The 18349-nt window shown below is 68.6% G+C and carries 22 protein-coding genes; 20 read left to right on the plus strand and 2 right to left on the minus strand.

Going from position 1 to position 18349, the window contains the following annotated elements; translation table 11 throughout:
- Window positions 1–27 precede the first annotated feature (27 nt).
- From ZRA01_RS14470 to ZRA01_RS14540, 15 genes are all read left to right on the plus strand, one after another.
- The gene (locus ZRA01_RS14470) at window positions 28–1104 is read left to right on the plus strand and encodes a 3-deoxy-7-phosphoheptulonate synthase (RefSeq protein WP_141353432.1); all 1077 of its coding nucleotides are present in this window, start codon (window positions 28–30) and stop codon (window positions 1102–1104) included.
- Window positions 1104–1934: a phosphoserine phosphatase SerB gene (gene serB, locus ZRA01_RS14475; RefSeq protein WP_141353434.1), complete on the plus strand. Its 831-nt coding sequence runs from the start codon at window positions 1104–1106 to the stop codon at window positions 1932–1934. The genes ZRA01_RS14470 and serB overlap by 1 nt, the downstream gene beginning before the upstream one ends.
- A 315-nt stretch (window positions 1935–2249) precedes the next feature.
- Window positions 2250–2786 carry a C40 family peptidase gene (locus ZRA01_RS14480; RefSeq protein ID WP_141353436.1) on the plus strand — a complete coding sequence of 179 codons (537 nt, stop codon included), beginning with the start codon at window positions 2250–2252 and terminating at the stop codon, window positions 2784–2786.
- 72 nt (window positions 2787–2858) lie between these two features.
- A complete protein-coding gene (gene aat, locus ZRA01_RS14485) occupies window positions 2859–3569 on the plus strand; it encodes a leucyl/phenylalanyl-tRNA--protein transferase (RefSeq protein WP_141353439.1) in 711 nt (236 codons plus the stop codon).
- A gap of 6 nt (window positions 3570–3575) precedes the next feature.
- Window positions 3576–4316, plus strand: a complete 741-nt coding sequence (locus ZRA01_RS14490) for an arginyltransferase (RefSeq protein WP_141353441.1) — start codon at window positions 3576–3578, stop codon at window positions 4314–4316.
- 10 nt (window positions 4317–4326) lie between these two features.
- A complete protein-coding gene (locus tag ZRA01_RS14495) occupies window positions 4327–4800 on the plus strand; it encodes a hypothetical protein (protein ID WP_141353443.1) in 474 nt (157 codons plus the stop codon).
- Between the two features lie 41 nt (window positions 4801–4841).
- A complete protein-coding gene (locus ZRA01_RS14500) occupies window positions 4842–5855 on the plus strand; it encodes a quinone-dependent dihydroorotate dehydrogenase (RefSeq protein ID WP_141353445.1) in 1014 nt (337 codons plus the stop codon).
- Between the two features lie 97 nt (window positions 5856–5952).
- Window positions 5953–6534, plus strand: a complete 582-nt coding sequence (gene rsxA / locus ZRA01_RS14505) for an electron transport complex subunit RsxA (protein WP_141353447.1) — start codon at window positions 5953–5955, stop codon at window positions 6532–6534.
- A gap of 10 nt (window positions 6535–6544) precedes the next feature.
- Window positions 6545–7096 (plus strand): electron transport complex subunit RsxB, encoded by a 552-nt coding sequence (gene rsxB, locus ZRA01_RS14510; protein ID WP_141353449.1) that lies wholly within the window; start codon window positions 6545–6547, stop codon window positions 7094–7096.
- Window position 7097: 1 nt separating this feature from the next.
- Window positions 7098–8795: an electron transport complex subunit RsxC gene (gene rsxC, locus ZRA01_RS14515; RefSeq protein WP_141353451.1), complete on the plus strand. Its 1698-nt coding sequence runs from the start codon at window positions 7098–7100 to the stop codon at window positions 8793–8795.
- 24 nt (window positions 8796–8819) lie between these two features.
- Window positions 8820–9842: an RnfABCDGE type electron transport complex subunit D gene (locus ZRA01_RS14520; RefSeq protein WP_141353453.1), complete on the plus strand. Its 1023-nt coding sequence runs from the start codon at window positions 8820–8822 to the stop codon at window positions 9840–9842.
- A 4-nt stretch (window positions 9843–9846) separates the two neighbouring features.
- Complete coding sequence (locus ZRA01_RS14525; RefSeq protein WP_141353455.1) at window positions 9847–10500, plus strand: RnfABCDGE type electron transport complex subunit G; 654 nt, start codon at window positions 9847–9849, stop codon at window positions 10498–10500.
- A gap of 12 nt (window positions 10501–10512) precedes the next feature.
- Window positions 10513–11211: an electron transport complex subunit E gene (locus tag ZRA01_RS14530; RefSeq protein WP_141353457.1), complete on the plus strand. Its 699-nt coding sequence runs from the start codon at window positions 10513–10515 to the stop codon at window positions 11209–11211.
- 8 nt (window positions 11212–11219) lie between these two features.
- On the plus strand, window positions 11220–11843 hold the full coding sequence (gene nth, locus ZRA01_RS14535; RefSeq protein WP_141353479.1) for an endonuclease III: 624 nt from the start codon (window positions 11220–11222) through the stop codon (window positions 11841–11843).
- A gap of 165 nt (window positions 11844–12008) precedes the next feature.
- Window positions 12009–12437: a DUF1841 family protein gene (locus tag ZRA01_RS14540; protein WP_141353459.1), complete on the plus strand. Its 429-nt coding sequence runs from the start codon at window positions 12009–12011 to the stop codon at window positions 12435–12437.
- A 292-nt stretch (window positions 12438–12729) separates the two neighbouring features.
- Here the strand turns inward: ZRA01_RS14540 and ZRA01_RS14545 are convergent, their stop codons facing one another.
- Complete coding sequence (locus ZRA01_RS14545) at window positions 12730–13413, minus strand: excalibur calcium-binding domain-containing protein (RefSeq protein WP_141353461.1); 684 nt, start codon at window positions 13411–13413, stop codon at window positions 12730–12732.
- Window positions 13414–13789: 376 nt separating this feature from the next.
- On the minus strand, window positions 13790–14428 hold the full coding sequence (locus ZRA01_RS14550) for a thermonuclease family protein (RefSeq protein ID WP_281279883.1): 639 nt from the start codon (window positions 14426–14428) through the stop codon (window positions 13790–13792).
- Window positions 14429–14522: 94 nt separating this feature from the next.
- Here ZRA01_RS14550 and ZRA01_RS14555 point away from each other — a divergent pair, with 94 nt between their 5' ends.
- From ZRA01_RS14555 to ZRA01_RS14575, 5 genes are all read left to right on the plus strand, one after another.
- Window positions 14523–14987, plus strand: a complete 465-nt coding sequence (locus tag ZRA01_RS14555; RefSeq protein WP_141353463.1) for a hypothetical protein — start codon at window positions 14523–14525, stop codon at window positions 14985–14987.
- Window positions 14988–15434: 447 nt separating this feature from the next.
- A complete protein-coding gene (locus tag ZRA01_RS14560) occupies window positions 15435–15662 on the plus strand; it encodes a DUF4160 domain-containing protein (protein WP_141353465.1) in 228 nt (75 codons plus the stop codon).
- Entirely contained in the window at window positions 15659–16153 is a 495-nt protein-coding gene (locus ZRA01_RS14565) for a DUF2442 domain-containing protein (RefSeq protein WP_141353467.1), read from the plus strand. Before ZRA01_RS14560 ends, ZRA01_RS14565 begins: the two co-directional genes overlap by 4 nt.
- A gap of 97 nt (window positions 16154–16250) precedes the next feature.
- Entirely contained in the window at window positions 16251–17573 is a 1323-nt protein-coding gene (locus ZRA01_RS14570) for a hypothetical protein (RefSeq protein ID WP_141353469.1), read from the plus strand.
- On the plus strand, window positions 17566–18349 hold a 784-nt coding region (locus ZRA01_RS14575), incomplete at its 3' end, for a hypothetical protein (protein WP_141353471.1). The genes ZRA01_RS14570 and ZRA01_RS14575, both read left to right, overlap by 8 nt.

The following is an 18349-nucleotide window of genomic DNA, read 5'->3' on the forward strand; positions in this document are numbered from 1 at the left end:
CTCCGCATTCACGCACGCAACCCAGCCATGCCCCACGCCCAGACCGACAACCTAAACATCGCGGCCTTCGACCGCATGCCGTCCCCCGAAGAGATCACCCGGGCAGTCCCCCTCTCCGACACCGCCGCCAAGGTCGTGCTTGACGGCCGCCGCGCCCTCGAGGCCATCCTCGACCGCCGCGACCCGCGCGTCTTCATCGTCGTCGGCCCCTGCTCCATCCACGACCCGATCGCCGGCCTCGACTACGCCCGCCGCCTCAAGGTGCTCGCCGACGAAGTCTCCGACACCCTGGTGCTCGTGATGCGCGTTTACTTCGAAAAGCCCCGCACCTCCACCGGCTGGAAGGGCTACATCAACGACCCGCACATGGACGACTCCTTCCGCATCGACGAAGGCATGGAGAAGGCCCGCCGCTTCCTGCTCGACGTGAACGAGATCGGCCTGCCCGCCGCCACCGAAGCCCTCGACCCGATCGCCCCCCAGTACTACGGCGACCTCATCAGCTGGACGGCCATCGGCGCACGCACCTCCGAATCCCAGACCCACCGCGAGATGGCCTCCGGCCTGTCCACCCCGGTCGGCTTCAAGAACGGCACCGACGGCTCCCTCGACGCGGCGGTCAACGGCGTGCTGTCGGCCTCCCACCCCCACAGCTTCCTGGGCATCAACAACCAGGGCCAGTCGTCGGTGATCCGCACCCGCGGCAACGCCTACGGGCACGTGGTGCTGCGCGGCGGCGGTGGCCGCCCCAACTACGACAGCGTGTCGGTCTCCCTCGCCGAAAAGGCCCTCACCAAGGCCAAGCTGCCCCCCAACATCGTCATCGACTGCTCCCACTCGAACTCCTGGAAGAACCCCGAGTACCAGCCGCTGGTGATGCGTGACGTGACCCACCAGATCCGCGAAGGCAACCGCTCCATCGTCGGCCTGATGATCGAGAGCAACATCGAGGCGGGCAACCAGCCCATCCCGGCCGACCTCTCCCAGCTCCGCTACGGCTGCTCGGTCACCGACGCCTGTGTCGACTGGGCCACCACCGAAACCATGATCCGTGAAATGCGCGACACCCTGCGCCCCAACCTGTCGCTGCGGAGCGCCGGCTGATGAATCTGGTCGTCCAAGGCCAAAAGGTCGAGGCCCGCGCCCTGAAAGACCTGACCACCCTCACCGGGTCGGAGGGGGTCGGGCGGCTCGGCAACAACGCCTTCCGCCTGCGCGGCGCCCAGCCCAATCCGGAGGTCGAAGCCTATTGCGAGGCCAACTCGCTCGACTGCGCCTTCGTCCCCAGCGAGCGGCGCCTGAGTGATTTCAAGCTCTTCGTCACCGACATGGACTCGACCCTGATAACCATCGAGTGCATCGACGAAATCGCCGACATGCAGGGCCTGAAGGCCGAAGTCTCGGCGATCACCGAAGCCGCCATGCGCGGCGAGATGGATTTCCGCGAGTCCCTCACGCGCCGCGTGGCGCTGCTCGAGGGCCTGCCCGAAGACGCCCTGCGCCGCGTGTTCGAAGAGCGCCTGCAGTTCAACCCGGGCGCCGAAGCGCTGCTTGCCGGGCTCAAGAAGGCGGGGATCATCACGGTGCTGGTGTCCGGCGGCTTCACGTATTTCACCGACCGCCTGCAGAAACAGCTCGGCTTTGACTACGCGGTGGCCAACGAGCTGGAAATCCGGGCTGGCAAACTCACCGGCAAGGTCCGCGGTGACATCGTCGACGGCGAGGCAAAGCGCCACACGCTCCAGCTGGTGCGCAAGCTCCACGGCTTCGCGCCCGAAACGGTGATCGCGGCCGGCGACGGCGCCAACGACCTGCCCATGCTCCACGAGGCAGGCATCGGGATTGCCTATCACGCCAAGCCGGTGGTCCGCCAGCAAGCCACCTACGCCCTGAACCACTGCGGGCTCGACGGCATCCTGAACCTGCTCGGCTGAGCCCGGCGCGGACATGCGACAACGCCTCGAGAACCCCCGGCACGATGCCGCCGGGCCCTTGAGGCGACGCTGAATTGGTGCGACTGGCGCGGGCGCTTCGCAGCGGAAAGCCGAAGGGCCCTTTTCCGGAGGCATGTCGTCCGGTTCGACATCCCTCCCGCGCGGCCTCCCGAACGTTGCTACCCGCGTCCAGTGCGATGCAGATACTACAGATGCCAGCGGGGTAACTCTGTGGCGAAGTGCACATGCTGCAATGCAGCACGTATATTTGTCGATAAACTTTACACGCATGTATGCGTTGGGTAGACTGTTGGGATGCCTATTAAAAAGACCATCGCCGGCTTTTTTGTGGCGACCGCGTTTTCCGGCGCGGTCCTCGCGTCGGAGCCCACACCCGCAGCCCTCGAAGAAGCGCCTACCGCGTCCATGTTCGAGCGCTACAGCGATTCCATCCGTTCCCTCGTCGACCGCAGCCTCAACTTTCTCGGCGTTCCCTATCGTTTTGGCGGCACCAGCCCGATAACCGGCTTCGACTGCAGCGGCTTCGTCGGCAAGGTTTTCGCCGATGCGCTGGGTTTCGGCATGCCGCGCACCGCCGCCGAAATGGCTCAGATGGGCGAGCAGGTCAAAATCAACGAACTCAAGCCCGGCGACCTCGTCTTCTTCAACACCATGCGCCGCGCCTTCTCCCACGTGGGCATCTACCTGGGCAATTACCAGTTCGTGCATGCACCCTCTTCGGGCGGCGTGGTCCGCGTCGAGGACATGCGCATCAGCTACTGGGCGGCCCGCTACGACGGCGCACGTCGCGTCCTGCCGGGCGCAGGTGTCCGCCCGACCCAGACCAACTGATCCTGCGGTCCGGCCAACCGTCGCGCCCGGGCTTCACTGCCGTCAGCACAGAACGCCGGGCAAGGCCGAGACATGATCCCCTGGCTCGACGAGGCACACGGCCCGGCCTTCCCCCCTGCGTCCCGCGCAGCCAGACATCCCAACGGCCTGCTCGCAGCCGGCGGAGCGCTCACCCCCGACTGGCTGCTGGCCGCCTACCGCCGCGGCATCTTCCCGTGGTTCAGCGACGGCGAGCCCATCCTGTGGTGGAGCCCCGACCCGCGCATGGTGGTGTTCCCCGACGAGCTGCGGGTCACCCGATCACTGCGCAAAACCCTCCGCAAGCATCACTTCGAAGTTCGCCTCGACCACGACTTCGCCGCGGTCATCCGCGCCTGCGCCGAGCCCCGTGAGCCGGGCGGCGGCACCTGGATCACCCCCGCCATCCAGGCCGCCTATGTTCGAATGCACGAGCTCGGCTACGCCCACAGCGTTGAGACCTGGATCGACGGCGAGCTCGCCGGCGGGCTCTACGGCATGGCCATCGGGCGGGCCTTTTACGGCGAATCCATGTTCAGCCGGCGCACCGACGCTTCCAAGATCGCCTTCGCCCACCTGGTTCGCTTTCTCCTGCAGCACGATTTTCGCGTGCTAGATTGTCAAATGACGACCCGCCACCTGAGCTCCCTCGGCGGCCGTGAGATCCCCCGCGAAGTGTTCGTCCGGATGCTCGGCGAGCTGACCCGCGAAGACCGCCCGCCGGCCCGCTGGCCGCAGGACGGAGCCCAAGCCCCCTGGACGTAGCCGACGATGCTCAAGGACTATCCCTACTCCCTGCTGCAGTTCTACGCCACCGCGCCCTACGCCTGCTCCTACCTGCCCAACCGGCAGGCACGCTCCCAGGTCGCCACGCCCAGCCACCTGATCGACACCCCCATCTACAGCGAGCTCGTCCGCAACGGCTTCCGGCGCAGCGGCATCTTCACCTACCGCCCCTACTGCGACGGCTGCCGTGCCTGCGTGCCGGTGCGCATCCCGGTCGCCGACTTCCGCCCCAACCGCAGCCAGCGCCGCGCCTGGGCGGCCCACAGGCACCTGCAGTCCCGCGAGGTCCGTCTCGAGTTCATCGAGGAGCACTACGCCCTCTACCAGCGCTACCAGGCCAGCCGGCACGCCGGCGGCGGCATGGACGAGGACAACCGCGACCAGTACGCCCACTTCCTGCTCCAGAGCCATATCGACAGCCGCCTGATCGAGTTCCGCGAAGACGGCATCCTGCGCATGGTCAGCGTCATCGACTGCCTCACCGACGGCCTCTCCAGCGTTTACACCTACTACGACCCCGATCTGCCCGGCGGCAGCCTCGGCACCTTCGGCATCCTGTGGCAGATCGAGGTCTGCCGCGCGCTCGGGCTGCCCTACCTCTACCTGGGCTACTGGATCCGCGACAGCCGCAAGATGGCCTACAAGGCCCGCTTCCGCCCCATCGAGGGGCGCGTCGGCGGCGTCTGGCAGCCGCTCGACGACGCAGACCCAGCAGCCTCCGACTGAAACCCCCTTCATGCACTCCATCTCCCGGGCGCTCATGCTCGCCCCGCTCGCCCTGTGCGCCCTCGGTGCCCAGGCAATGCCCACCCTAGACGACCTCAGCACCACGCCCCACCGCGACTGGCTGACCCTCTCCGGCCTCTCCCACCACTTTCAGCCCGACCGCCGGGACTGGCGCGAAGCCAACCCCGGCGCCGGCTTCGAGCGGGAATTCGCCGGCACGCCGTGGGTCGCCACGGCCGGCTACTTCCGCAACAGCTACGACCGCCACACCGTTTACCTCGGCGGGCGCTGGATGCCCCTCGCCGCCGGCCCGTTCCGCTTCGGCGCCTTCGGGCTGGTCGCCACCGGCTACCCATCGCCGGTGCTGGTGCTGCCCACCGTCAGCGCGCAGCTCGGGCGTGTGGGCGCCAACCTGATCGCCGTGCCCAACCTCCCCGGCTACAGCGGCTACCTCGGCCTGCAGCTCCGTTTCGCGCTGGATTGATCGCCGAAACAAGACTTTGCCGCACTGCGGTAGAATGCCGGATGCTCTACGAAATCGTCCGCCCGGTGCTGTTCTCCCTTGATCCGGAGACCGCCCACGAAACCACGCTCACCGGCCTGCACCTCGCCGGTCGCCTGCTGCCCGCCGCCAAGCCGATCGCCGCCACGCCGGTCGAAGTGATGGGGCTGCAGTTCCCCAACCGCATCGGCCTCGCCGCCGGCCTCGACAAGAACGGTGAAGCCATCGACGGCCTTGCCCGCATGGGCTTCGGCTTCCTCGAGATCGGCACGATCACCCCGCGCCCGCAGCCGGGCAACCCCAAGCCGCGCATGTTCCGGCTGCCCGAGGTCAAGGGCATCATCAACCGGATGGGTTTCAACAACCACGGCATCGACGCCCTGATCGGCAACGTCCAGCAGGCCAAATTCCGCGGCATCCTCGGCATCAACATCGGCAAGAACGCCGACACACCCATCGAGCGCGCCGCCGACGACTACCTGATCTGCCTCGACAAGGCCTACCCGCTGGCGAGCTACATCACCGTCAACATCTCCTCGCCCAACACCAAAAACCTGCGCCAGCTGCAGGGCGAATCCGAGCTCGACGCCCTCCTCGGCCAGCTCAAGGCGCGCCAGGCTCAGCTCGCCGACAAGCACGGGCGCTACGTGCCGATCACCCTCAAGATCGCCCCCGACCTCGACGACGCCCAGATCACCAACATCGCCGACGCACTGCGCCGCCACCGCATCGACGCGGTGATCGCCACCAACACCACGCTGGCCCGCGACAAGGTCCAGGGCCTGCCCAACGGCGACCAGCAGGGCGGCCTGTCGGGTGCGCCGCTGTTCGAGGCCTCCACCGCGGTGGTCGCGGCCCTCGCCAGGGCCCTGCAGAACGAGCTGCCCATCATCGCCGCCGGTGGCGTCTTCGACGGGCGCCAGGCCCGCGCCAAGCTCGAGGCCGGCGCCAAGCTGGTCCAGCTCTACAGCGGCCTCATCTACCGGGGCCCTGCGCTGGTGCGCGAAGCTGTTCTCGAAACCCGGGACCACCCTTGATGGGCTCTGCCCCAAAGACCCTGCTGCCGGCGGGCTTGAGCCCCAGGCCGCCGGCGCAGGATAATCCGTCCTTCCGCAGCTCCAACCTCTGGCAGCCATGACCAGCTACCTCTTCGTGATCATCGGCGCGGTTCTCGTGAACAACGTCGTCCTGGTCCGCATCCTCGGCCTGTGCCCCTTCATGGGCGTCTCCAAGAAGCTCGAGACCGCCGTCGGCATGGGCGCCGCGACCACCTTCGTGCTCACCCTCGGCTGTGGTACCAGTTACCTCGTCGACCACTACGTGCTGATGCCGGCCGGCGTCGAATACCTGCGCACGCTGGCCTTCATCGTCATCATCGCGGCCATCGTCCAGGTCACCGAGCTGGTGATCCAGAAGACCAGCCCGGTGCTGCACCAGGTGCTCGGCATCTACCTGCCGCTCATCACCACCAACTGCGCGGTGCTGGGCGTACCGCTCCTCAACGTCGCGCTGCACCACGACCTGCTCGAATCGCTGCTGTTCGGCTTCGGCAGCTCGGTCGGCTTCTCCCTCGCCCTGGTGCTCTTCGCCGGCATCCGCGAGCGCCTCGACGGCGCCGACGTCCCCGTGGCCTTCCGCGGCACCGCCATCGCCATGGTCACCGCCGGCATCATGAGCCTGGCCTTCATGGGCTTCGCCGGCCTCGACAAGTACTGAGCCCGCCACCATGCTCACCGCCCTCCTCGTAATGGCCAGCATCGCCGTCGTCCTCGGCGCGCTGCTCGGCTTCGCCTCGATCAAGTTCAAGGTCGAGGGCGACCCCCTGGTCGACCAGATCGACGCCATCCTGCCGCAAACCCAGTGCGGCCAGTGCGGCTTCCCCGGCTGCCGCCCCTACGCCACCGCCATTGCCGGCGGCGAGGCCGAGATCAACCAGTGCCCGCCGGGCGGCGAAGAAGGCATCCGCAAGCTCGCCGACCTCCTCGGCCGCGAGTTCAAGCCCTTGTCTGAGGAGCACGGCGTCGAGAAGCCCAAGTCGGTGGCCATCATCGACGAGCAAACCTGCATCGGCTGCACCCTGTGCATCCAGGCCTGCCCGGTGGATGCCATCGTCGGCGCCGCCAAGCAGATGCACACCATCGTCGCCGCCGACTGCACCGGCTGCGAACTCTGCCTCGCCCCCTGCCCCGTCGACTGCATCAGCATGCAGCCCATCGCCGAAACCGTCGACACCTGGAAATGGCGTTACCCGGTCATCGAAATCAAGGCGGCCGCCTGACATGCTGCGCAAACTCTTCAAGTTCCATGGCGGCGTGAAGCCGCAGACCAACAAGGCCCCCTCGACCACCGCGCCGATCGCCCCGGTGCCGCTGCCCGACCGCCTGGTCATCCCGCTGCACCAGGCCGTTGGCGGGCACCCGCGCCCGCTGGTCCAGCCGGGCGACCGGGTGCTCAAGGGCCAGCGCATCGGCGGCGCCGACGGCAGCCTGTCGTCGGCGGTGCATGCCTCCACCTCCGGCATCGTCCGCGACGTGGCACCGGCACTCATGCCCCACACCTCCGGCCTCACCACCCTGTCGGTGATCATCGAGCCCGACGGCGAAGACCGCTGGGCCGAGCTCGACAAGCTCAACTACCGAAGCACCCCGCCCGACGAGCTCCGCGACTTCCTGCGCGACGCCGGCGTGGTCGGCCTCGGCGGCGCGGTCTTCCCCAGCTACGCCAAGCTCAAGCCCGGCAAGGAAGGCCACCTCAAGACCCTGGTGATCAACGGTGCCGAATGCGAGCCCTTCATCACCTGCGACGACCTCCTGATGCGCGAGCGCGCCGGCGACATGCTGAAGGGCATCGTCGCCATGCGCCACATGCTCCACGCCGAAGAAGTCCTGATCGGCATCGAGGACAACAAGCCCGAGGCCATCGCCGCCGTGCAGGCCGCCATCGCCGCCAGCGGCGAGGCCGGCATCGAGGCCGTCGCCATCCCCACCCGCTACCCGGCCGGCGGCGCCAAGCAGCTGATCCGCGTGCTCACCGGCATCGAGGTGCCCCACGGCCGCCGCTCCACCGACTTCGGCGTGCAGTGCTTCAACGTCGGCACCGCCTACAGCATCTTCGAAGCCCTCGAGCTCGGCCGGCCGCTCGTCTCGCGCATCGTCACCGTGGCCGGCAACGTGGCCCAGCCGCGCAACTACGAAGTCCTCATCGGCACCCCGATGGACCACCTGGTGCGCCTCGCCGGCCCCCGCGCCGACACCGACCGCTACATCATGGGCGGCCCGATGATGGGCGTGCGCATGCCGGCCTTCGACGTGCCGGTGGTCAAGGCCACCAACTGCGTACTGGTCGGCAGCCCGGCCCTCTTCCCGCCGCCGCCGCCCGAGATGCCGTGCATCCGCTGCGGCGAATGCGCCAAGGCCTGCCCGGCCGACCTCGCCCCCTTCGAGATGTACTGGTTCTCCCGCTCGAAGAACTTCGGCAAGGCCCAGGAATACCACCTCTTCGACTGCATCGAGTGCGGCTGCTGCAGCTTCGTGTGCCCGTCCCACATCCCGCTGGTCGATTACTTCCGCTTCTCGAAAAGCGAGATCTGGGCCCGCGAACGCGAAAAAGACGCCGCCGACACCGCCCGCGACCGCTTCGAATTCAAGAACCTCCGCCAGGAACGCGAGAAGCAGGAAAAAGCCGAGAAGCTCGCCGCCAAGGCCGCCGCCACCCGCGAGAAGGTCGCCGCCGGCGACGCCGCAACGCCGGCCGCCGCAGGTGCTGGCGCAGCGCCCGCCAAGCCCAGCGGCGACGACGCCAAGCGCGCCCTGATCGAAGCCGCCATGGAAAAGGCCCGCCAGCAAAAGGCCCAGGCCGCCCCCAAGAACACCGAGGTCGCCGCGCCCGAGATCCAGGCCGAGATCGCCGCCATCGACGCCCGCCGCGAGTCCGCAGCCAAAGCCACCGAGGCCACCCCGCCCGCCCCCGGCGCCTGACCCCGGCCCCTCGCCCCCACCTCCATGAACAACTCACCCTTCGTCCGCAAGGCGGCCAGCGTCCAGAGCGTCATGCTCCAGGTGCTGCTCGCCCTCCTCCCCGGCATCGCCGCCTACGTGTGGTTCTTCGGCCCCGGCATCCTGGTCCAGCTCGCCCTCGCCAGCGCCGCCGCCCTGGCCGGCGAGGCCGCCATGCTGGCCATCCGCGGCAAGCCCAAGGCGCTGTTCCTCACCGACCTGTCGGCCATCGTCACCGCCTGGCTGATCGCCCTCAGCTTTCCGCCCATCGTGCCCTGGTGGCTCACCGTCACCGGCACCCTGCTGGCGGTGGTGGTCATCAAGCAGCTCTACGGCGGCCTCGGCCAGAACCCCTTCAACCCGGCGATGGGCGCCTTCTGCCTGATGATCGTGGCCTACCCGGCGCTGATGTCCCAGTGGCCCGCCGCCGGCCAGCTCGATTTCGCCACCCAGCTCCAGCTGATCTTCGGCGGTGTGCGCGAGGTCGACGCCATCACCGGCGCCACCCCCCTCGACGCGCTGCGCACCGCGCTGCGCAGCGCCGCCAGCCCCGACTCCGAGCTCCACGGCCTGCGCGCCGCCCAGCTCATGGACGGCCCGGCCTTCGGCTGGCTGGGCGGCAAGGGCGGCGAATGGGTGGCCCTCGGCTACCTCGTCGGCGGCCTGTGGCTGATCCAGCGCCGCATCATCACCTGGCACATCCCGGTGGCCTTCTGCGGCGCCCTCTTCGCCAGCGCGCTGGTGCTGTGGGGCCTGCGCCCCGAAGGCTTCGCCTCGCCGCTGTTCCACCTGGCCAGCGGCGGCGCCATGCTCGGCGCCTTCTTCATCCTCACCGACCCCGTCTCCGGCGCCACCACCGCCCGCGGCAAGCTGCTCTTTGCGGCCGGCGCCGGCGTGCTCACCTGGGTCATCCGCAGCTTCGGCGCCTACCCCGACGGGGTCGCCTTCGCCACCCTGCTGATGAACATCCTGGTGCCCCTGATCGACATGAAGACCCAGGCGCCGGTCTTCGGCCACAAGAAAGACTGACGCCATGAGCGAACCCACTGCCCTCGGCCTCTCGGCCCGCACCGGCGGGGTGATGGTGGCCTTCACCATCGTCTTCACCGCGCTGATGGCCTTCACCTACGGCGCCACCAAAGACCAGATCGACGCCTCCGCCGCCGAAGAGAAGATGAAGCTCATCTCCGAGGTGCTGCCCCCCGCCAGCTACGACAACCTGCTGCTCGACGACTACGCCGCGCTCGGCCCCACCCGCGAGCTCGGCCTGGACAACGGCGGCCGGGTATACCGCGCCCGCCAGGCCGGCCAGCCCGCCGCGCTGATCCTCGAGACCACCGCCCCCGACGGCTACAGCGGCCGCATCGACCTGATCGTCGCGGTGCGCGCCGACGGCAGCGTGTCCGGCGTGCGCGCCGTCACCCAGCGCGAAACCCCGGGCCTCGGCGACTACATCGACCCCAAGAAGGACAAAGACAAAAAAGCCCCCTGGATCACGCAGTTCACCGGCCTCGAGGCCGCCCGGCTGCCCCAGTGCAAGGTTAAAAAGGACGGCGGCGACATCGCCTATCACACCGGCGCCACCATCAGCGCCCGCGCCGTCACCAACGCCGTGGCCCGCGCCGCCCGCTACGCCGCCGACAACCAGAACCGCCTGTTCGCCGCCCCCAGCGGCAGCACGCTCTGACGGAGCCCCCCCATGGACACCCAAGCCTATCGCGAGATCGCCTGGAACGGCATCTGGAAGCAGAACTGCGGCATCGTCCAGATCCTCGGCCTGTGCCCCATCCTCGCCATCAGCACCAACATCGTCAACGCGGTCAGCCTGGGCCTCGCCACCATCCTCGTGATGGCGATGGCCAACCTGGTGATCGCCGCGCTGCGCAACTTCATCCCCTACGAGATCCGCATCCCGGTGTTCATCCTGATCATCGCGGCCCTCGTCACGGTGGTCGACCTCGCCTTCAACGCCTACCTCCACGAGCTCTACCTGGTGCTCGGCATCTTCATCCCGCTGATCGTCACCAACTGCATCGTGCTGGCCCGCGTCGAAGCCTTCGCGGCCAAGAACGAGCCCGGCGGCTCCACCGTTGACGGCATCGCGATGGGCATCGGCCTCACCCTGGTGCTGGCGGTGCTCGGCGCCATGCGTGAAGTGGTCGGCAGCGGCACCCTGCTGTCGGGCATCGACATGCTCATCCCCGGCGCCCAGCCCATCGTGCTCTTCGGCGCCGACTACCCGGGCTTCCTGATCGCCATCCTGCCCCCCGGCGCCTTCATCGCGCTGGGCTGCCTGATCGCCGGCCGCAACTGGATCGAAGCCCGCAAGCAGGCCCGCGCCCGCGCCAACCCGCCGGCCCCCAGCGCACCGGCCGACGCCCCCGCCGAGCCCGCCTGATGGCCGACATGCGCCTGGCCGCGGTGGCTGAAGTGTTCCGCCGCCTCCGCGACGCCAACCCCCACCCCACCACCGAGCTCGAATACGCCAGCCCCTTCCAGCTCCTGGTGGCCGTGGTGCTGTCGGCCCAATCCACCGACAAGGGCGTCAACATCGCCACCCGCAGGCTGTTCGCCCTCGCCCCCACCCCCGAGGCCATGATGGACCTCGGAGAGGCCGGCATCGCCGAACAGATCAAGACCATCGGCCTCTACCGCAACAAGGCCAAGAACACCGCGCGGCTCTCCCGCCTGCTCGTCGAGCGCCACGGCGGCGAAGTGCCCAACGACCGCACCGCCCTCGAAGCCCTCCCCGGCGTCGGCCGCAAGACGGCCAACGTGGTGCTCAACACCATCTTCGGCGAACCCACGATGGCCGTCGACACCCACATCTTCCGCCTCGCCAACCGCACCGGCCTCGCCCCCGGCAAGGACGTCGTCGAAGTCGAGAAGCGCCTCCTGCGCCGCATCCCCAAGGAATACCTGCGCGACGCCCACCACTGGCTCATCCTCCACGGCCGCTACGTGTGCGTCGCCCGCAAGCCCAAGTGCGACGAATGCAGCATCCGCGACCTGTGCCTCTTCAAGGGGTAGTGGGGGATGGGAAATGGGGAGTAGGTAGTGGGAAGTGGGAAAACCGCGCCTGCTCCCCACTTCCCGCCTACCACACCCCACGGAAACGCTGATCGGAGCGCAGGCTCTCCGAGCCCCGCCCCCCGCCCCCCGCCCCCACTACCCACTACCCACTCCCCAAAAACCATGTTCGACCCCTCCCGAGACCAGGCCCGGCAGTTCTTCATCGGCGCCTGGCAAAAGCACAAGAACCGCGAAGTCCTGACCCAGCTCGAGATCATCGCCGCCGACCTCGTCGCCCACCACCCGGAGTACCACCCCCTGCTCGAAGACCCGGACGGTGTGTACAAGGACTTCAGCCCCGAGGACGGCCAGGTCAACCCCTTCCTGCACCTCTCCCTGCACCTCGCCATCGAGGAGCAGCTCTCCATCAACCAGCCCCCCGGCCTCCGCGAAGCCTTCGAGCAATGCCAGGCCCGCCACGGCGACCGCCACGCCGCGCTGCACGACGTGCTCGAAGCCCTCGGCGAAACCATCTGGCGCGCCCAACGCGACAAAGCCCCCCTCGACGCCCTCGCCTACGTCGAGGCGGTGCGCCGCAAGGCCAGCAGCTGAAAGCCGCACCCGGTGCACGCCATCGCAAACACCGGCGCTGTAGGAGCTTAGGAGCGACTTCAGTCGCCCGCGGACGCGGAACGAAGGATCTACCCCGATTCCACCGGCCACGGGCGAGCAAGCTCGCCGCTACAAGCGCTCCACGGTTCGCACCAGAAAACAGCCGTCCGCCACACCCCGCCCACCGAGCCGTCGGCCTGCTGTAGGTGCGAATTTATTCGCACGCGGACGCGGAACGAATGATCCCAGTTTCACTGGCTGAGGGCGGCCGCATCTACCATCAAGCCTGCCCCTACTTGCACCACTGCATCTCGCAGGGAACGCCGTCGTTGTTCCCATCCATCTGGGTGCCCGGGCAGTTCCTGAGGAAATACGTGGCCTCCTCGCAGGACGTCATCTGCGAGCAGTGGGTACGCCCGTCGCAGCGATAAGCGCTCGCCACGGGCGCCGGCCGGGCCTGCGGCGGCGCTGACGGAGCGTCCTGGGCTGGCGCAGGCTGGGGCAGCGGCCGGGGGGCCTCCTGGGGCATCACCGCCTGGGGCGCCGAGCGAGCGGCTTCGGGCATCACCGCCTGGGGCGCGGCCGGGTGTCTCGCCCCGCCGCCCAGGTGCATCGCCGTCAGCAGCGGCGGCGCAAACCTGTAGCATCCCGCCGCCACCAGCACCACCCCCGCCAGCAGCGCCAGCCGCCCCAGCCACGAGCCCGACCAGCCGGCCCGCGGCGGCGGCGCCACCTTGCGGCCCGCGCCGGCCGAGCGCTGCCCCGGCCGCCGCACCCGCAGCGCCTTCTTCTTGCCCTCGGCGTTCACCCCGATCTCGAAGGTCAGCCGCTCCCCCGGCCGGGGCACACCGCCCTTGCACGCAAAGTCCGACACATGCACGAAGATGTCCTGCCCCCCGCCCGAGATCGGCGTGATGAAGCCGAAGCCCCGCGCCTTGTCCCAGCTCTTCAGCACCCCCTCGATCCGGATCTCCATACCCCGCCCATGCGCCGTCAAAATTGAAAGGCCCGGATTATCCCATGGCCTTATGCCGAAAGGCGCGCGCGCTCAATTCGGCCAGCGCCACGCACCGCGCATGGCCGGAAGGCCGCTAACGCTCCCGATGCAAAGGCACGCCCCGTCCAGCAAGGCCCCCCCCTGCAAAGGGGGGCAGGGGGGTCTGCCGCGGTGGGGCCAGCTTGACCACCACAAGCAATTGGCGCGGCTCGATCGCACGAGTCCACGCTCACCCTCCGCCAAACCCCTCCCCGGCCCTCCCCTTGTCAGGGGAGGGAGACGCGCCCCACTACCCCACTACCCCACTACCCCACTACCACTCCCCACTCCCCACTCCCGCCCCCATAAAGCTGCCCTAACCCCCGAAAACCCCGCCCCCCGCCGCCTCCCGCCTGGCCCGCCGGAACGCCCACGGCGCCTGGGGCTGCGGGTCGGCCCACAGGCCGCGGCGGCGGTAGCGGGCCTCCAGCTCGGCCAGCGCGTAGCCGGTGAAGTCGAACAGGCCCTGGTCCTTGCCGTAGGCCTTGTAATGCCAGGCCATCCCCGCCGTCAGCTGGGCGAAGTTGGCGTCGCGGCCGTCCACCCTCAGCTTGCACAGCCAGCGGCCGTAGCGGTCGCGCTTGGGGCAGCGCGCCTCCACCTCCCGCCCGAACACCAGCCCGGCCAGATGCTGGCGCGACGCATCGCCAAAGGGCTGGCGCTTCTCCGGCGCGTCGATGCCGGTGAGGCGCACCTTTTGCTGGCGCTTGCGGGCGTCGAGCACCGTCACCGTGTCGCCGTCCGCCACCGCCACCACCCGCCCCTCGATCACCCCCGCCGACGCCCCCCGGGCAAGCAGCACCAGAACAGGCACCGCAACCAGCACCGCCACACGCTTCAAGACACCCACGGCCACACCACCCACCACATAAACGGGCGCGGACCATAGCAGAAACCCCGCCCCCGCGCTCGGCAGGCGCGCCCCCAGCGCCGCCCGCCCGGAGGCCATGGGCATAAAAAACCGCGCACCAATCATGCGTTTCGGGAGATACTGCCGCCACACCATGCATTTCACGTAGCACCACCCCACCCGCAGCCAGGAGACCCGCATGAGCCAGAACCTGATTTCCCTCACCCTCAGCTCCGCCGACGAAACCGCCCTCGATGAGGCCCTCGCCACCCTCGAGCGGATTTTCGCTCCCTTCATCACCCTCACCCCGGCCCAGGCCCGCGCCCTCCTCAAGATGGGCGACAAGTCCGAGCCCTTCTGCCGCCAGACAGTGATGGTGCTCGAGCAGAACCAGGGCACCGTGCCGCCCGGCTTCGATTTCTCCGAGATGAAGCGCGACCTCGCCACCTGGAACACCCTCCAGCCCCGCCTGCTGCGCCTGCGCGAGCTACTGGCGAAGGGCGAAGACACCTCGATGGCCCTCGGCAGCGACGTCATCACCGCCGCCCTGGAGGGCTACACGCTGATGAAGCTCTTCGGCAAGAGCGAAGGCCTCGAAACCCTCCGAGAGGCAATGAGCGTGCGCAAATCCATCGGCAAGGCAAAGCCCAAGCCCGCCGCTTGATCCACCACTGCTCACGCCGCACCGCCGGCGCCGCCCACCCGGGCTGCGCCGATTTTAATGCCAGCGCGAGCCATGCCTGCGCTGGCGCGGGAACTCAAGGCTCTGGGCTCGCCGCTCAGCGGGCTGAGCCCCGAACTCCGCCCGCTGAGTTCAAAGCTCAGCGCTCTGAGCATCTCCACCCAAGGCCCAGGCCAAAAAGCTCAGATCGCCGAGAAAAGCACTCACGGGGCTGAGTTCGGCGCTCAGGCTTCTGAGCAAAAAGCTCCGCGGTCTGAGTTCCGAGCTCAGACGTCTAAACAAAAAGGTCAGCGCGCTGAGTTCCGAGCCCAGCTGTCTGAGCGCCGAGCCCAGCGCACCAGGCCCAACAGTCAGACCACTGGGTAGCGAACCCGGAAGCTGGATTTCGCCACCTTGCCGCAGCGCAACCATTGCACTACATTCACGTCAATGCCGGTCCTTCAGCGCTTTGCAGCATCCCGCATCCTGCTTTATGCCGGTGACCATCTCCTTCCCCATGTCCATGTCCGCCTGAGTGACGGACGTGAATGCACGGTCGACATCGAGACCCTCGCGATCAAGGGCCGCATCGCTGCCCGGGAGATCCGGGAAGAACTCGAATGGATCGCATCCAACCACCCCACGCTCCTCGACGAATGGCGGAGATACAACCCATGAGTGACTTTTTCTTTCCCCGGCTCGAAGCCGTCGAAGCCCCGGCGCCGTGGCGCCTCTGCACCCGCTGGAGCACCGGCGAGGTGCTGGAGGTGGACGTGGAGGGTGTGCTGCGGGCCACGCCGCCGCTTGCCCCCATCCTCGACCCGGCGGTGTTCGCCACGGCCCGGCTGGCCGAGGGTGGGCAGGGCATCGAGTGGTTCGACGAGGAGTTCGGCGCCGACAACGTGTATGCCTGGGCCCAGGAGCAGGCCGGCGCGGTGAGCCACCAGATGTTCGGCGAATGGATGCACCGCAACGGCCTGTCCCTCAGCACCGCCGCCGAGGCGCTGGGGATCAGCCGGCGGATGGTCAGCTACTACCGCACCGCCCACAAGGCCATCCCCCGCGCGATCTGGCTGGCCTGCCTGGGCTGGGAGGCCACCCGCCCCCAGGCCCGCAGCCTGCCCCGCCGCCTGCCGACGGCCCGGGAATACGCGGCGCTGCACCGCTGAGGGGGTGGCGACGCCGCACGTGCCCCGCCGATTCCCGGCGCAACCCGCCGCCCCGCCCGGCTTACAATAAGCGCCTCTCAAAGCACCAAGCCCCGCCATGACCATCGACCCAAGCCTGCCGCCGATCACGCGCCTCTACCAGGCCTGTGAGCCCCTAGAATCCCTGCACCCGGACGACCCGCGCTGGGTGGATTTCGACGCGGTGCGCGGCGAGGACAACGTGGTCGACAGCTTCGCCCGCGACATCCGCCGGGCCAGGGCCGACGGGGCCAACGTCAAGCTCTTCTCCGGCCACCGGGGCGTCGGCAAGACCAGCGAGCTGTTCCGCCTCAAGGCCCTGCTCGAGAAGGGCGGCGACGGCCGCCCGGGCTTTGTGGTGGTGTATTGCGACGTCAGCGACAAGCTGGATGTGAACGACCTGGACTTCCCCGACCTGCTGGTCTTCGTCGCCGCCCAGCTCCAGCAGCAGTTGGCCGATATGCAGCTGCCCGGCTTCACCCCGGCCACCACCTACCTCAAGCGAGCGTGGGACGACATCCGCAGCATGCTGGGCGCACAGGTGGAGTTCAAGGAGGCCGAGCTCGACACGGGCTTCGGCAAGCTGGTGATGGACCTGCGCAACCGCCCCACCTCCCGGGCCCTGCTGCGGGACGCCGTGGAACAGCACAGCACCTCGCTGCTGATCGCGGTGAACGACCTCCTCGGTAGCGCCAAGGCATCCGCCATCCAGGCCGGCCACGCCGGCCTCGTGCTGATCGTCGACGGCCTCGACAAGCTGGTGCGGCGGGAGCTGGAGCACGGCGGCAACACCCACGACCGCCTCTTCATCGACCGCAGCGAGCAGCTCGCCGCGCTGGCGGTGCACACCGTCTATACCGTGCCGATCTCGCTGATCTACTCGCCCCGCATCGGGCAGCTGGAGCACTCCATCGGCGACCACACCACCCCCTTGTCGATGATCCGCCTGCGCCCGCATCGGGACGAGGCCATCACCTCGGAGTCGCCGGGCATGAAGAAGATGAGCGAGATGGTCGCCAAGCGCTGCGCCTATGTCCAAGTCTCGGTCATGGACGCCTTCGACAACCCCTCCACCCTCGACTATTTGTGCGAGATGAGCGGCGGCCACCCGCGCCACCTGCTGATGTTCCTGCAGGCCGCCTGCAACGAGCTCGACGACCTGCCGATCACCCGCAGGGCCGCCGAAAAGGCCGTCAAACGCTACGCCCAGTCCCTCACCCGGGAGGTGCCCGACGACGCCTGGCCCGCGCTGCGCCCCTTCGACACCCCCCAGCGCGACATCCCCAAGGACGAGCTGCACCAGCAGATGCTGTTCCTGCTCTACGTGTTCGAGTACATGAACGGCGAGATGTGGTACGAGGTGAACCCGGTGCTGCGCACCGTGCCGCGCTTCAATGGCTGAGCCCCTTACCGCCGCTACTTTGGCCAGCGAGGCTGCAAGCGACACCGCCGCTGAAGTCGCCGGAGATGCCCTGCGCCTCTTGCGCCGCAGCCTGCAACGCAGCCGGGGCTTCTCGCTGCTGTTGTGTGTTTGTGATCTGCCTACGGCACGCAATCAGTTCATCGCCCAGCTCGGCGCCGCCATGCCCGACGTCGAGCTCATCACCGTCGACGCTGCCGACCCCGGCCAGGACCTGCTCGAAGCCCTCGCCGCCCACGTCACCGACGCGCGCCCGCGGGCCTTCATGGTCATCGTGGCCGACGCCCTCCTCGCCGACCCGGCCAGCGCCCAGCACTTCCTCGACACCCTCAACCTGCGCCGCGCCGAATGGCCCCACCGCGTCCCCCACCCGGTCGCCTTCTGGCTGCCCCGCCGCCACCTGGGCGAGGTGACCCGCGGCGCGCCGGACTTCTTCGACTGGCGCAGCGACACCATCGACTTCCCCGAGGTGCCGGACACCGCTCTGCGCCCACTGGGAATCCGGGAATGGAAATTCGGTGTCGACCCGCGCTTCAGCCTGGAGGAACGCAACGAGCGGCTGCGCGAACTCAAATCGCGGATCGCGGCGGTTGCAGACGCGACGGATGAGGTCATCGTGCGGCAGCGGCTGGCGTGGTGGGATGAGGTAGCGGAGCTGGAAAGAGTGCGCGGGGAGCTGAACGAGGCACTGCGCATCTACGAGCAGGAGGAACTCCCCGTTTACCAAGGCCTCAGCGGCGACCTCTCAGTCGCCGTCA

The sequence above is a fragment of the Zoogloea ramigera genome (assembly GCF_006539865.1).
Taxonomy (GTDB): domain Bacteria; phylum Pseudomonadota; class Gammaproteobacteria; order Burkholderiales; family Rhodocyclaceae; genus Zoogloea; species Zoogloea ramigera.

Coding starts and splice junctions, on each gene's coding strand:
- ZRA01_RS14470 (WP_141353432.1), top strand. CDS start 28: ATGCCCCACGCCCAGACCGACAACCTAAACATCGCGGCCTTCGACCGC.
- serB (WP_141353434.1), top strand. CDS start 1,104: ATGAATCTGGTCGTCCAAGGCCAAAAGGTCGAGGCCCGCGCCCTGAAA.
- ZRA01_RS14480 (WP_141353436.1), top strand. CDS start 2,250: ATGCCTATTAAAAAGACCATCGCCGGCTTTTTTGTGGCGACCGCGTTT.
- aat (WP_141353439.1), top strand. CDS start 2,859: ATGATCCCCTGGCTCGACGAGGCACACGGCCCGGCCTTCCCCCCTGCG.
- ZRA01_RS14490 (WP_141353441.1), top strand. CDS start 3,576: ATGCTCAAGGACTATCCCTACTCCCTGCTGCAGTTCTACGCCACCGCG.
- ZRA01_RS14495 (WP_141353443.1), top strand. CDS start 4,327: ATGCACTCCATCTCCCGGGCGCTCATGCTCGCCCCGCTCGCCCTGTGC.
- ZRA01_RS14500 (WP_141353445.1), top strand. CDS start 4,842: ATGCTCTACGAAATCGTCCGCCCGGTGCTGTTCTCCCTTGATCCGGAG.
- rsxA (WP_141353447.1), top strand. CDS start 5,953: ATGACCAGCTACCTCTTCGTGATCATCGGCGCGGTTCTCGTGAACAAC.
- rsxB (WP_141353449.1), top strand. CDS start 6,545: ATGCTCACCGCCCTCCTCGTAATGGCCAGCATCGCCGTCGTCCTCGGC.
- rsxC (WP_141353451.1), top strand. CDS start 7,098: ATGCTGCGCAAACTCTTCAAGTTCCATGGCGGCGTGAAGCCGCAGACC.
- ZRA01_RS14520 (WP_141353453.1), top strand. CDS start 8,820: ATGAACAACTCACCCTTCGTCCGCAAGGCGGCCAGCGTCCAGAGCGTC.
- ZRA01_RS14525 (WP_141353455.1), top strand. CDS start 9,847: ATGAGCGAACCCACTGCCCTCGGCCTCTCGGCCCGCACCGGCGGGGTG.
- ZRA01_RS14530 (WP_141353457.1), top strand. CDS start 10,513: ATGGACACCCAAGCCTATCGCGAGATCGCCTGGAACGGCATCTGGAAG.
- nth (WP_141353479.1), top strand. CDS start 11,220: ATGCGCCTGGCCGCGGTGGCTGAAGTGTTCCGCCGCCTCCGCGACGCC.
- ZRA01_RS14540 (WP_141353459.1), top strand. CDS start 12,009: ATGTTCGACCCCTCCCGAGACCAGGCCCGGCAGTTCTTCATCGGCGCC.
- ZRA01_RS14545 (WP_141353461.1), bottom strand. CDS start 13,413: ATGGAGATCCGGATCGAGGGGGTGCTGAAGAGCTGGGACAAGGCGCGG.
- ZRA01_RS14550 (WP_281279883.1), bottom strand. CDS start 14,428: ATGCCCATGGCCTCCGGGCGGGCGGCGCTGGGGGCGCGCCTGCCGAGC.
- ZRA01_RS14555 (WP_141353463.1), top strand. CDS start 14,523: ATGAGCCAGAACCTGATTTCCCTCACCCTCAGCTCCGCCGACGAAACC.
- ZRA01_RS14560 (WP_141353465.1), top strand. CDS start 15,435: ATGCCGGTCCTTCAGCGCTTTGCAGCATCCCGCATCCTGCTTTATGCC.
- ZRA01_RS14565 (WP_141353467.1), top strand. CDS start 15,659: ATGAGTGACTTTTTCTTTCCCCGGCTCGAAGCCGTCGAAGCCCCGGCG.
- ZRA01_RS14570 (WP_141353469.1), top strand. CDS start 16,251: ATGACCATCGACCCAAGCCTGCCGCCGATCACGCGCCTCTACCAGGCC.